The 13,511-nt window shown below is 43.1% G+C and carries 9 protein-coding genes; 6 read left to right on the top strand and 3 right to left on the bottom strand.

Annotation, left to right across the window (positions count from 1 at the left end):
- Nucleotides 1–95: 95 nt before the first annotated feature.
- A complete protein-coding gene (locus EV695_RS04905) occupies nucleotides 96–2,132 on the bottom strand; it encodes an NADH:flavin oxidoreductase (RefSeq protein WP_131904778.1) in 2,037 nt (678 codons plus the stop codon).
- 179 nt (nucleotides 2,133–2,311) lie between these two features.
- Between EV695_RS04905 and EV695_RS04910 the strand changes: the two genes are divergently transcribed.
- A complete protein-coding gene (locus EV695_RS04910) occupies nucleotides 2,312–3,214 on the top strand; it encodes a LysR substrate-binding domain-containing protein (protein WP_131904779.1) in 903 nt (300 codons plus the stop codon).
- 65 nt (nucleotides 3,215–3,279) lie between these two features.
- Here EV695_RS04910 and ybaK read toward each other — a convergent pair whose 3' ends face one another.
- A complete protein-coding gene (gene ybaK, locus EV695_RS04915; RefSeq protein WP_131904780.1) occupies nucleotides 3,280–3,750 on the bottom strand; it encodes a Cys-tRNA(Pro) deacylase in 471 nt (156 codons plus the stop codon).
- Between the two features lie 24 nt (nucleotides 3,751–3,774).
- Nucleotides 3,775–5,484, bottom strand: a complete 1,710-nt coding sequence (locus EV695_RS04920) for a hypothetical protein (protein WP_131904781.1) — start codon at nucleotides 5,482–5,484, stop codon at nucleotides 3,775–3,777.
- Nucleotides 5,485–5,595: 111 nt separating this feature from the next.
- On the opposite strand from EV695_RS04920, the gene EV695_RS04925 reads away from it, so the two are divergent.
- The 5 genes from EV695_RS04925 to EV695_RS04945 all read left to right on the top strand — a co-directional run bounded on the left by EV695_RS04925 (nucleotide 5,596) and on the right by EV695_RS04945 (nucleotide 13,425).
- Nucleotides 5,596–8,004, top strand: a complete 2,409-nt coding sequence (locus EV695_RS04925) for a DNA polymerase II (RefSeq protein ID WP_207906945.1) — start codon at nucleotides 5,596–5,598, stop codon at nucleotides 8,002–8,004.
- Nucleotides 8,005–8,519: 515 nt separating this feature from the next.
- A complete protein-coding gene (gene mmsA / locus EV695_RS04930; protein WP_207906946.1) occupies nucleotides 8,520–10,079 on the top strand; it encodes a CoA-acylating methylmalonate-semialdehyde dehydrogenase in 1,560 nt (519 codons plus the stop codon).
- 280 nt (nucleotides 10,080–10,359) lie between these two features.
- Entirely contained in the window at nucleotides 10,360–11,667 is a 1,308-nt protein-coding gene (locus EV695_RS04935) for a TRAP transporter large permease (protein ID WP_131904784.1), read from the top strand.
- Between the two features lie 57 nt (nucleotides 11,668–11,724).
- On the top strand, nucleotides 11,725–12,222 hold the full coding sequence (locus tag EV695_RS04940) for a TRAP transporter small permease subunit (protein ID WP_131904785.1): 498 nt from the start codon (nucleotides 11,725–11,727) through the stop codon (nucleotides 12,220–12,222).
- Between the two features lie 153 nt (nucleotides 12,223–12,375).
- Nucleotides 12,376–13,425, top strand: a complete 1,050-nt coding sequence (locus EV695_RS04945; protein WP_131904786.1) for a TRAP transporter substrate-binding protein — start codon at nucleotides 12,376–12,378, stop codon at nucleotides 13,423–13,425.
- Nucleotides 13,426–13,511 lie beyond the last annotated feature (86 nt).

The following is a 13,511-nucleotide window of genomic DNA, read 5'->3' on the forward strand; positions in this document are numbered from 1 at the left end:
GTAAATAGAATTTATGCAGAGCTAAGGCTTTTTTTTAGCAGAGCCTGATAAGTAAGGGGCAGATGTTCTCATCCTTCTCGTTAACAAAACGCCAATTAAATGTCTTTCATCAAACGCAATGCATCGTAAATTGCTGCGTGCGTATTACGTGCAGATACCGCATCACCAATTCTAAATAATTGAAACGATCCTTCAGGGTTCTCTTTGAAATCCTGCTGTTTACCTTCGATCAACGCATCATAATTAACAGCACCAAGATTGGAAGAAAGAGGCTTGAGATCAAAATACAAATCTTCCATCGGCAGTGTTCCATGATTTATGATCACTTGGTCGTAGAATTTATCTTCTCTAAGGTCGCTATAATCGGTGCCAATAATGGCTTTTAGTTGATCCCCTTCCTGCATAACATCCATCAGTCTTCGGGTAACGGTGAAGGTCACGTCTTTATCTTGAAGGCTACGCATATAAGGCACTAGATTCATTGCCATGACTTCGGGTGCAAAACTTCTGTCAGGGGTCATGATTTCAACTTTTGCGCCAGTCTTAGCGATAACTTCGGCAGCTTGCAAACCAGGGTGATCACCCGCGTCGTCAAAGATAAGCACATTCTTCCCTGGAGCTTCATGCCCAGAAATAATATCCCAGCTGGATGAAACCAAATGGTTACCTGTTTCTAATACTTCAGTATCTGGCCAACCGCCTGTCGCGATGATGACTACATCGGGGTTTTCTGCATTTACCTCGTCGGCTTCCGCATAGGTATTGAATTTAAACTCGACACCTAAGTCCTTACACTGTTGCATGCGCCAGTCGATGATACCGATCATATCCTGACGACGTTTAGATAACGCTGTGAGAAGCACTTGCCCACCCGCTTCAGCGGCCGCTTCGAGAACAGTCACTGTATGTCCGCGTTCGCCAGCAACGCGTGCCGCTTCCAGACCTGCTGGGCCAGCGCCAATAATAACCACTTTCTTTTGCGTGGTGGCTTTGGGAATATCATGCGGCATGGTTAGCTCACGACCCGTCGCCGCGTTATGCATACACAATGCATCACCTGCCTGATAGATGCGGTCTAGGCAGTAATTAGCGCCAACACAGGGGCGAATATCGTGTTCGCGTCCCTGCGTAATCTTACGCACAATATGCGGATCAGCGATATGAGCGCGTGTCATGCCTACCATATCTAACAGACTTTCCGATATAGCATGTCGGGCTGTTGCAATATCGGGAATTTTCGCAGCGTGAAACGTTGGCATGCCTGTTTCTTTTCTGACTTGCCCTGCAAAATCTAAATGCGGTGAACTAGGCATCCCCTGAATCGGAATGAGATCGGTCAAGCCAGCATCATGGTTGATACGTCCACGCACTACATTGAGAAAATCCACCATGCCACTGTCACGGAATAGTTTAGATATTTCAATGCCATCTTCGGGTGTTAAGCCTTGTTTGTGAACTTCATCAGCGGTGTAACGCATACCGACTAAAAAGTCTGGTCCCACGCGCTCACGGATTGCTTCCAGCACTTCCATGGTAAAGCGAACCCGATTGTTTAAATCACCACCATAAGGTGCGTCCAAAGAGTTAGTAATCGGGGACCAGAACTGATCCATCAAGTGTCCATAAGCTTGCAGTTCGATGCCATCCATACCACCCGCTTTCATGCGTTCTGCGGCATCTGCGTAATCTTTAATCAGGCGCGTAATATCCCAACCTTCAATTCTTTTGGGAAAGGCTCTATGTGATGGTTCGCGGCGGTGTGATGATGATATCGCTGGCAACCAGTCACCTTTGCCCCAACCGGTGCGACGTCCTAAATGGGTTAACTGAATCATTACTGCACAATCGTGTTCATGGCAGGCATCTGTTAGTTGTTGAATCCAAGGTACGACTTCATCTTTATACGCCAGAATATTATTAAACACCGGCGGGCTGTCTTTGGATACTGCAGCCGATCCCGCTGTCATGGTTAATGCAACACCAGCTTTGGCGCGCTCAGCATGATAGGCCGCATAACGTTCTTTGGGCATGCCATCTTCAGGATAAGCAGGCTCATGGCTGGTAATCATGATGCGATTTTTTAAGGTTAAATGTTTTAACTGATAAGGCTGTAAAAGTGGATCGTTAGTCAAAGGTTTATCCTCGGTGTAGTCGGTTGTTTACTTAATTATCAAAAAATGGCCTAAAAGTAGGGGGGTGTGTTTTGGTTTCTTCATTAGTTAAAGTCATGTCAAAAATTTCTACTAGAATAGTGAGATGAATATACCAGCTACTAATATGATGGAGAACGTCTCTCGTTTTCATAAATGACATGAAAAAAATTAATATCAATCTGCTCAACAATAAGTCTTTACTGGCATTTCATATTGCAGCTAAAACCAGCAGCTTTACCCGTGCTGCAGAAACGCTTAATGTCGGCCAGCCTGCGATAAGCCATGCGGTTAGGCAATTAGAGTCCATTCTCGATACCACCTTGTTCAAGCGCCAGCATGACGGTGTAAAGCTGACCAGTGAAGGTGAAGTGCTCGCTCATTATTTGAGTAAAGGGTTTGGTTCTATACAACAAGGGCTGGAAGCTTTGATGGTTGAAAACCAGTATGAGATTACGCTGCATATCTCAACTTCATTAGCGAGCCACTGGTTGATGCCACGTATTGCTAAATTTAAACAGAGCCATCCGAATATCCAGTTACGCTGTATTACGCAAGATACCGATAACGAAGTACAGAACGGTGGTTTTGATTTATGTTTTCCACTGGGACAAGTTAGCTGGGACGGTTTCGAACGCTACAAGTTTGTCGATGAAGTGATAACGCCTGTTTGTAGCCCTGCGTATTTAAAAACTTCGCCACCATTAAGCAAAATCGAACACTTGGCAGACCATGCTTTAATCCACCTTGAGGAGCGTTATACACATCGCTTTGATTGGCAGGATTTATTTGAAGATGCAAACCTGAACTACAGTAATTCCAAAGCAGAAGAGAGCTTCAATGATTACTCGGTTGTGGTGCAAGCGGTTTTAGAAGGGCAAGGTATAGCACTGGGGTGGAAGCATTTAATAGACCCACTCATTCAGCAGGGAAAGTTGATTGCGCCATTGGATCTTGAAATCAAAACGTATCACCCTTTCTATATAATTATCCCTAAGAATAAAGCAAAAAATCAGGCAGTTATGCTGTTGAGAGATTGGTTGTTGGCAGAAATAGCGAGTTAGAAAGTATGAAATATAGCCAGTTCTGAAAAATACCGTCCAAAGTAGGGGGGTGCCTTTTGAATAATTTAGGCTTTTATATTTGCTGTTTTGGCATTGCAAAGCTTAATTAAATCTCCTGGGGCTAACTCTATCTCCAGGCCTCGTTTGCCTGCGCTGACATAAATCGTTTCAAAGCCAGTAGCAGATTCATCTAAAACAAAAGGCAAACGTTTTTTCTGCCCGAGCGGGCTGATGCCACCCAGAATATAACCTGTCGCTTTTTCAGCTTCTGCCGGATCAGCCATTGATGCTTTCTTAAAGCCCAATGCTTTAGCCGCAGATTTTAAATTGAGTTGATTACTAACGGGGACAATCGCAACCGCAAGTTGATTCGAATCAGTAGCTGCAATGAGCAATGTTTTGAAAACCCGATTGGGGGAAATATCGAGTAAAGTCGCGGCTTCCTCCCCATAGGAAGAAGCCTGCGAATCATGCGAGTATTCATGCAATGTATACCGAATACCTGCTTTCTTGGCTGCATCGACTGCTGGAGTCATTTGCAGTGATCTCTCTTTACAGCCTTATTTGTCATACATAAGGTGGTAGTTAATCACTAAGCCACGTTTATCTGCACTGGTTTCAGATAAGAATTTGCCAGACATTCCGCCGACTGATTCCATCATTTCCACATCTTTGTTATCCGGCATCGCTTTTTTCATGATGCTGGCAATTTTTTCCATATAACGTTTGCCATCGATACCCGAGAAAGAGATTTGTGGTTTGTCATTTTTATATTCAACCAAAGAAGGCTTATCGTTGCCGACCATAATGTTTAATGACTTGTCACTCTTGCTTAAGTAGATATCCGGAACCGGTTGACCTCGACTAGGAATAAGTCCATCAGGCAGTTTAACCGCAGATCCATCTTCAGGAATTTTTAAAGACATTAGTGGCGGAGCCATCATGCCAACCATAGAAAGCAAGCCTTTAGGGTCGTCTGTTCCTAATGAAATATAAGCATCAATCTTTTTAGGTTGCATGCTGTCATCCAGCTCAACATCAGAGACTGAAGCATAAATAGATTTGAATTGAGACAGTCCCATATTCATTACCATCGCCATGCCACCCATGCCTTTACGGATTTCTTGTGGTTTGATTGAAGTACATTTATTTGCTTCGCCTGCTGCGATCAAGAAGCTTGAGTAATCCGTAAGTGCATCACGTAGCTTTTTGAAGTCGATATTCACACCGAATTCGAAGATGGAACCATCAGCACGTTGCGGAATATTGCTTGGGTTCGCTAGCGTTTGCAGGCTGGTGCTCACTGCCGGAGACGTCTTCATCAATAATTCGTACTTCATTGATGCCGCTTTTAATTCTTTAGTACCCAGTAGAATTTCAGGCATATTGTCTACGTGTTGCTCGACAACCGCTAAACAACCTTCTAGTTCTTTATCATCAACTTCACCTTTCATGCTTTCCGCAATCAATGGTTTCGATTTGTTGAAAACACTCTTTAAGTTGACGAAGCCGTCGCCATAACCTTTGTAGTCATTGTCTTTTAAGAAAGTATCCCACTTAGCAACGCTGTAAGATTCTTTAGGATCCGCTTTGCCAGTAAGATGAGAAATCATCGCTTCTTTCTTATCAGGTGTAAATGCAGATACTGCAATCTGGTTTTCCAGGAAGACTAAAGCCATTGCCATCTCACCCGTTGGGTTCGTTGACGTAAAGCAGTCTAGATCGCCACATTTAGTGAATTCTACTTTGTAGCCGGATTTTTCTTCAGCACGTTTGATCATAGCCATTAGCTTTTCTTTGCTGGCGTAGCTAATGCGCATCACAGGCATCATGTCATAACCATAAACCATGCTGTTGGCTTTCTTCGAAAGACCTGTTTCTTCAAACTTATCTTTAGCGAGTAAGTCACTGTAGTCCGCCATTAGTGCATTGAAGAACTTCTCAGCATCAGGACTCTCTTTTTCTCCGCCCTCGGCTTTATCATCAGCATCTGATTTAGCCTGCGCTTTTGAGAACATGGCAAGCATGTCTTTACCACGCTTTAAATGGTATTCCATGACTTCTTCAGGGATAGCATTTTTATTCGCCAGTAAATAAGACGTATTAGCGGGAACATGTGCCAACATGCTTTCAAAGCCAGCTCCACTTTTTGATCCACCGAATAAGTTTGAGAAAAAACCATCAGCGTGTACAGCCGTTGTAGAAACAGCCGCCAGTGAAACTGCCAGGGCAAGTGTAGAGCCTGAGAGTGCTTTGTTAAATAATTTCAATGTGAGTACCTTCGCGTTTATAGTTGTGAATATGCTTTGTTATATTTTTACTGATTAAAACAGTTAATAACAGCGCAGTTTATCAAAGTTTATTACGTTAAAATGTGGAATATGTACAAAAAACAAAAATTATTGGGCTTCATTTTAAGCAGGCAATGGCGCGACACTGCGGATGGAATCAACCTAAGTTTTTGGGTGAGTACTGAACAGGGCCCTGTACATATCTTGATAGATAGACAGCAAGCCGTTTGTTTTGTTCGACGTTCTAATGAGTTAAAAGTTGATGCTTCGGTTCAACGCAAACCACTTGAGTTGAGAACTTTCGATCACGAAGCGGTAGATGGTCTATATTTCCCGCAGCAACGCCAGCTGAATACATTGCGTGAGCATCTCGCTTACAATAAGCAGCAATTACTAGAGTCTGAAATTAAACCCACCGAACGCTATCTGATGGAGCGCTTTATCACCGCTTCTGTTGAAATTAGTGGTGACGCGATTCAGCGCGAAGGGTATCTCGAATTCATAAACCCAGTGATGAAACCCGCAGAATATGAGCCTGAATTCAACGTGGTTTCACTGGATATCGAAACAGAAGACCTCAGAGGAAAACTGTATTCCATTGCCGTAACGAGCAACGATGTTGAAGTAGTCTTTATGAATAAAGACGAGCCAGAAAGGCACAAGGGTAATGGAAATATTCACTGGTGTTACAGCGAAAGAGATGTGCTGCAACAATTTTTCCAATGGATGAAACAGCACGACCCTGATGTCATCATCGGCTGGAATGTTGTGGCTTTTGATCTGGATTTTCTGCAATGGAAATGTAAGCAATTGCACTTGCCATTTGATATTGGCAGAGGGAATAAAAGAGACAGCAAAAATGCTGGCGGAGCATCGAGCTATCAAAATTCAGCCATACTCACGCCACAAGTCAGCGGCCAACTGTACATTGCCCGAATCCCCGGTAGAGTTGTCCTAGATGGAATCACCTGTTTACGAGGTGCATTTTATTCGTTTGAAAGCTTTGCTCTGGATCATGTCGCCGAACAGCTATTGGGTCGTAAAAAGCTGATTAGTGAAGATAAAAATAACGCTCAAAGTGGGGGGGTGCCATTAGATAAATTAAACGAGATACGTCGTCAATATCAAGAAGACCCCGTCGCTTTGGCTGAATACAATCTGGAAGATTGCCGATTAGTTGCCGATATTTTTGAGAAAACTGACATGCTGAGCTTTTCCATCCAGCGCGCAAAAATGACCGGACTAGCGATCGACCGACAGGGAGGTTCGACGGCGGCGTTCGATAATCTCTATTTACCGAGATTACACCGACAAGGCTATGTGGCACCAGATATCGGGAGCCAACTTAATACCAAGACTAGTCCCGGTGGCTATGTGATGGATTCATTGCCGGGTTTGTATGAGAACGTGCTGGTGCTGGATTTTAAAAGCCTGTACCCCAGTATTATCAGAACCTTCAAGATAGATCCGATGGGACTCGCTGAAGGGCTTTCTCAACATCACTTAGATGACACTATCCCCGGTTTTTTAGAGGCAGAATTCTCTCGCGAAAAACACATATTGCCGGATATTGTTACCCGACTTTGGCAGCAACGTGACGAGGCAAAAAAAGAAAATAATAAGCCCTTATCCTATGCGATTAAAATCATCATGAATTCCTTTTACGGTGTTCTTGGCTCATCTGGCTGCCGTTTTTTTAATCCACAACTCGCCAGTAGTATCACCATGCGAGGTCATGAAATTATTCAAACCAGCAAAGAGCTCATTGAGCAGCAAGGCTATTCTGTCATTTATGGGGATACCGATTCCGTCTTTGTATTACTGGGTGAAGGGAAAGAGAGGAGTGAATGCCAGAGTATCGGAGAGCAATTACAAACAATCTTGAATGTCTGGTGGAAACAGCATTTGCTGGATGAGTTTGACATCGAGTCTAATTTGGAAATTGAATTCGAAACACATTACTTACGCTTCTTAATGCCCACTATTCGAGGTGCTGAAACGGGCAGTAAAAAACGCTACGCCGGAATGATTCAAACTGGAGCGGATGAAAATTCAGAGAAGTTAATGGTCTTTAAAGGCTTAGAAACAGTGCGTACAGACTGGACGCCTTTGGCACGAGAATTTCAACAGGAACTATATAAACGCATCTTCAATAATCAGCCCTATGAAGAGTATATTTCAGAAACACACGATGCTTTGATTAATGGTGAATTAGATCATAAATTAACTTATACCAAGCGTTTGCGCAGACCACTGGAAAGTTATACGAGTACTCAGCCACCACAGGTTAAAGCGGCGCGAAAAATGAAAAACCCGGGTAGAAAAATCCAATATGTCATCACTTTGAACGGCCCAGAACCGATCGAAAGTTTAGATTCTATTCCGGATTATCAACACTATGTGGATAAACAATTGGCGCCTGTAGCAGATAGTATTTTGTATTTTTTAGGTACAACATTCGAAAAAATCACAGCCCGCCAGCTTGACGTATTTGGTTAAAAAAACGCCTCTAAGTAGGGGGGTGGCTTAAATAAATTGCTGCTAATTGACCTTTTCTTATAAGCAGAAAGTCTCATTTTTGAAGTGAATTTCAGGATTATGTAAGCGATTTCATGCTTTTTTAGGTCAATTATTCGTCTAATTTATCTAATTACGATGATGTTTATCAAAGCAGTCATCATTATTTTTTTCAGTATTTCTTTTTAGATTTTACTTTGTTTATTTCCAAAAAATTACCCTATACCCCGCGTTATTGCTGACTCTAGTCTTAGGTGAACACACTCGGAGGCCGCTATCTAGCTCACTTTTTTCCACTGGCACTATAAGTTTCTTGCAACTGGCTTCAAGTAAACTCTGAATCTTGTCTATAGTTATTACTAGGACACAAATTTATTACTAAAATATTAAGGAAATGCCTCTCTGGTCCATTTGGTAAAGAAAATTGGTTCTACTGCTCAGTGTTTTCAAGCTTTAGAATTTTTGTTTCTAAAAACAACGATGCGAGAGAGAGGATGATGATGGTTGATACAATTCGAATTAAAAACTTTATTGATGGCGAATGGGTAACGGATGAGAATGAAAAAATCCTGCCACTTTATAATCCATCGACAGGTGAACAGATCGGAGAGGTTCCTGTTGCGAGTCAGGCGACTGTTGAAGCAACCGTCAAATCATCCCACGAAGCTTTTTTGACGTGGCGAAAAGTGCCTATCGGAAAACGCGTGGGATATCTTTTTGCACTTCGTGAGGCAATGAAGAACAACCACGAAGCATTGGCTGAATCGATTGCTATAGACCAGGCTAAACATATCAGTGAAGCACGTGGTGAAGTGCAGAGGGTAATCGAGATAGTTGAAATGTCTTGCAACGCACCTTCGCTTTTGCAGGGAGAGATGCTGGATCAGATTGCAGATGGCATCAACGGACGTGTAACCCGTCAGCCACTAGGTGTTTTTTGTGGCATCGCGCCTTTTAATTTTCCAGCGTTAGTGTTTGGCTGGTTTATTCCTTTTGCGATTGCTGCAGGTAACACATTTGTGTTTAAACCTTCGATGGAATCGCCGCTGTTCATGCAGAAAATGGCGCAGTTATTGAACGATATTGGCCTACCAAAAGGTGTTGTGAATATTGTTTATGGCGAAAGAGAAGTTGCTGAAACCTGGTATCAGATGCCCGAGGTCGTTGGTGTATGTCTGGTTGGTTCTTCCCCAACCGCTAAGAGTATTGCAGAAGCATGTGGTCGAGTTGGCAAGAAAACCATGCTACTCGGCGGAGCTAAAAATTATCTGGTAGCGTTGGAAGATGCGCAGATCGACTTATTGATCAACAATATTGTGCAATCTGGATATGGTTCAGCAGGACAGCGATGTCTAGCCAGTTCGATTATTGCGATTATGCCTGATCTCTACGACAAAGTGATCGAACGTTTGACCGAAGCTACCAAGAAGATTGTTGTGGGTGATGCCATGAATGAAGATGTTTTCATGGGGCCCGTTATTTCAGCACAGGCGAAGCAAAGAATCGAGAATTTCATTCAAAGCGGCATTGATGCTGGTGCAAGGTTAGTCCTTGATGGTCGCAATCCTGATTTGCCGGAGGCCAATAAAGACGGTTATTTTGTTGGGCCAACGATTTTTGCTGATGTTACGCCTTGTATGGAAATCGTACAGGAAGAGATCTTCGGGCCAGTATTGTCGGTGATGAAGATTCAGGATATGGATGATGCGCTTGATCTTATCCGCAAGCAATCAACAGGCAATGGCGCCTGTCTGTTTACCCAGAATATGTATCTGGCTGAAAAATTCATGAATGAAGCCGATGTCGGCATGGTCGGCATCAATGTGGGTGTTTGTGCGCCTCATCCTTATATGCCCTTTGGTGGCATCAAGGATTCACTGATTGGAAATAACAAGGTACAAGGAAAAGACGGCTTTGATTTCTTTACCCAGAACAAAGTGTCAACTATCAGGGTAGCTCCACCACAGAATCTGTCTGCAGAACAGTCGTCAGGTGGGGAGCAAAAAGTTACGGAGTCAGCTGGCAAAGGCAACGTCAGAAGTTGTATCGCCTCATAAAAAGAGACTCTGACTATATAACTGAAAATTACGTCGTTAACAGTTAAGTGCAAAAAATTAAGTGTCTGTAGTTTTCGCATTGGGAAAATTACAGACACCTTTAACAAGTTTAACGTTAGTGAAAGTAATCAGAAATATATAAAGCAGCGAGAAAAGATGTAGAGCAGAAGTAGTTGATGTAGCGATGAAACACTTAGCTTAAGTGTGCAGCTCAGCATTAGGATATTTAAATTAATAGAGCGGGAGAAGTCTTCATGATTATAAAAATGGATGGGTTGTTATGAGTATAGAAATTATCACCTTACTTTATTTCTTATGTTTATTTGTAGCGCTATTTCTTGGCTTGCCTGTGGCGCTTGGCCTAGGTGGTACGGCGGTTATTTTTGCTGCTATCTTTGTCCCACGATCATTGTTAACCATCCCCAGTGCTTTCTACTCCACACCGTGGAATAACGTCTTGGTGACTGTCCCGCTGTTTCTGTTTATGGGGAGTCTGATACGATTTTCGGGGATAGCCGAAGCGGCCTATGATGCGGTTTATAAATTAATAGGTCATGTCGCAGGTGGTTTAGCCATGGGAACCGTGCAGGTCTGTACAATATTTGCGGCGATTACCGGTATTACTCCTCCAGCAACCATCACGATGGGGCAAATAGCCTATCCATCGATGATCAAATATAACTACAGCAGAGATATAGCCATCGGTTCGATTGGCGCGGGTGGTGCATTGGGTGCTCTGATCCCGCCAAGTGTTCCTTTTATTTTCTATGGTCTGCTGGCTAAGGTTTCCATTGGTGCATTGTTTCTTGGCGGAATAATACCGGGCTTAATGCTCGCATTGTTTTATATGACCTACATTGGCATTCGCTGTCGTTTACAGCCACATATGGGGCCACCAACACCTGCGGATGAACAATTTACCCGAGGCGAGAAACTACAGTCATTAGTCAGCATTTGGCCTTTCATGTTATTGATTGTCATTGTGCTGGGAGCAATTTGGGGTGGAATAGCAACCCCTTCTGAAGCTGCTGCTTTTGGTGCCACAGGCGCATTCGTTATCAACCTGATTTACGGAAAATTAACCTGGGAAGTATTGAGAGAGTCCTTAACAGCGACCGTGAAACTAAGCGGTATGGGGTTATGGATTTTGATTGCCTCCAATATCTATCTAAATGTTTTCAATTCACTTGGCAGTCAGGACCTTGTAACAGAGTTAGTTTTGAGTATGCCGGGTGGGGAAAACGGCGTTTTGCTGATGATGATGGCAATTATCCTGATACTTGGAATGGTAATGGATGACTGGGCAATAATCATGCTGTGTACACCATTATTCATCCCGATTATTGACTCTTTGGGCATCGATAAGCTTTGGTTTGGTGTTCTGTTCATCGTGAATATCCAGATTGCATACCTCACTCCACCCTTTGGATTTGTTCTGTTCTGGTTAAAAAGTGTTTTGCCCGCCGATGTCAGTATGGGCGATGTATACAGGTCGGTGTGGCCATTTATAGCGCTGCAATTTCTTGGATTGATGCTGATTTTCTTCTTCCCTGCTATTGCTACATGGCTACCGGAACTTTTGAAATAGGCAGAAGCTAGAGAAACATTTTTTATAAATTAAATAAATTACGATCAAGAGGCTAGTATGAAATTGTGGAACACAATAGAAAAGGCGATTGACTTCATTGCTGAAATGATGGGACGCATTGGTTGGTTACTGATTATTTATCTGATGGTATTTGGTGTTACTGACGTATTTCTACGATATGTTTTAAACGCTCCCTCCCTATGGATTTCGACCTCGTTGCAAATTGCGATGGTGCTATTGGCCTGTGTGGGGGGTATCTATGCATTAAATGATAATGCCTTCGTAAAGCTGGATCTTTTTTATGCCAACTTTTCACCCAAGAAAAAAGCAGTGTGCGACATTATCACCGTCGTTTTCACAATATTGTTTCTCGGGGTACTTATATGGAAAGGCTATCAGGCGGCGAAGATGTCTGTAATGCTAAACCAACACACTCCAACCAGTATTCCGCTCCCTATTTATCCCCTGAAAATATTCTTTCCAATTACAGGAATAATTATGCTTCTCGTTGTCATTAAAAAATTGGTAAACGATATACGAACTCTGAGGTCATAAGGAGTGGGAGACTTAATTCGTCGTAAGCCTTTTTGAGGTAAGCGTCTGAATGTGGCCCCTGCATACTCAGGGGCGTAATTGAGTTCAATTAGTAAGTTGGAAGATACGTATTGAGCGAATGTAATTTTTTTAACACTACAGAGGTGCAGAACTATGAAAAAAGTCATAACGATGATATCCGCTGCCTTATATGCTACGGGTTTACTCGCAGTATCAGGAGCGGCAATAGCAGACAGTGGAAAACCAGACAAGGTAACTAAATGGGTTTTTCAGCCCTGTTTTGATTCATCCGATGCCGGATGGGGAAGCGGTGTTATTCCTTGGGTTAAAGCAGTAGAGGAAGCAACCGAAGGTACTGTTAAAATCAAGGTGGAGCCATCTGGCGCTATCACCAGTGGGTCTGAGTCATTCGGTGGAACTGCTGCAGGTTTAATCGACGGAACTGCTTGTTGGGGTTCTGTCTACAGTGGAGACATGCCAGAAGGTATGTTGGCGTTTGGCTTGGCAATGGGTGCTAGCAGTACGGAGCAAGCGTGGGAAGTGACGTTTGGCGATCCTAAGTACAAAATTGGCGATATCATTCAAGAAGCGGCAAAAAAGCGTAACCTAAGATGGGTTGGTTGGACAAACCAGGGACCTAATGCCATGTTTACTAAAACTCCCGTTAGAAAAATGGAAGATTTAAAAGGCATGAAGATGCGTGCTGGTGGTCCTCAGGCAATATTCCACACAGCTATGGGTGGCTCACCTGTTTCAATGGGTGGCGGTGAAATATATACCGCAATTAAACTAGGTACCATCGACGGCACTTACTGGGATACGGGCGGAATTGATGATATGTCATTCCACGAAGTGATCAAATATGCAGCTCAGCCAGGTTGGGCTCCCGCTCAGCATCAGGAAATATTCTTGAACTTGGATAGATATAACGAGTTGAATGATTGGCAGAGAGAGAAAATCGACGGAATCTTCAAAAGCACTTACTTTGAGACCAGCAAACTCCATGCAGATGGCGTGGCTGGAGCATTGAAGGTTCTTGAAGATGCAGGCGGTGAAGTCATTAATTTCTCTCCTGATGAAGTTAAGAGAATGCGTGACAAGTCAATTGCTGAAGTTTGGCCTAAAGTTGCAGAAAGATCAGAAGGTAATGCAAAAGGCGTTGAAATCATGAAGCAATACCTTAAGGATAAGGGCGAGCTTTAATTTCTTTTCAAACTTGTCCATAAGTTTGCAGGCCTGAGTTAAATCAGGCCTGTTTCCTTAGACTCAAATTGAGTAATGTTGGAGTT

Origin of the sequence: Cocleimonas flava (assembly GCF_004339015.1) — a bacterium.
Classification (GTDB): domain Bacteria; phylum Pseudomonadota; class Gammaproteobacteria; order Thiotrichales; family Thiotrichaceae; genus Cocleimonas; species Cocleimonas flava.

Coding starts and splice junctions, on each gene's coding strand:
- ybaK (WP_131904780.1), bottom strand. CDS start 3,750: ATGACTCCAGCAGTCGATGCAGCCAAGAAAGCAGGTATTCGGTATACA.
- EV695_RS04940 (WP_131904785.1), top strand. CDS start 11,725: ATGAAATTGTGGAACACAATAGAAAAGGCGATTGACTTCATTGCTGAA.
- EV695_RS04910 (WP_131904779.1), top strand. CDS start 2,312: ATGAAAAAAATTAATATCAATCTGCTCAACAATAAGTCTTTACTGGCA.
- EV695_RS04935 (WP_131904784.1), top strand. CDS start 10,360: ATGAGTATAGAAATTATCACCTTACTTTATTTCTTATGTTTATTTGTA.
- EV695_RS04925 (WP_207906945.1), top strand. CDS start 5,596: ATGTACAAAAAACAAAAATTATTGGGCTTCATTTTAAGCAGGCAATGG.
- mmsA (WP_207906946.1), top strand. CDS start 8,520: ATGATGGTTGATACAATTCGAATTAAAAACTTTATTGATGGCGAATGG.
- EV695_RS04945 (WP_131904786.1), top strand. CDS start 12,376: ATGAAAAAAGTCATAACGATGATATCCGCTGCCTTATATGCTACGGGT.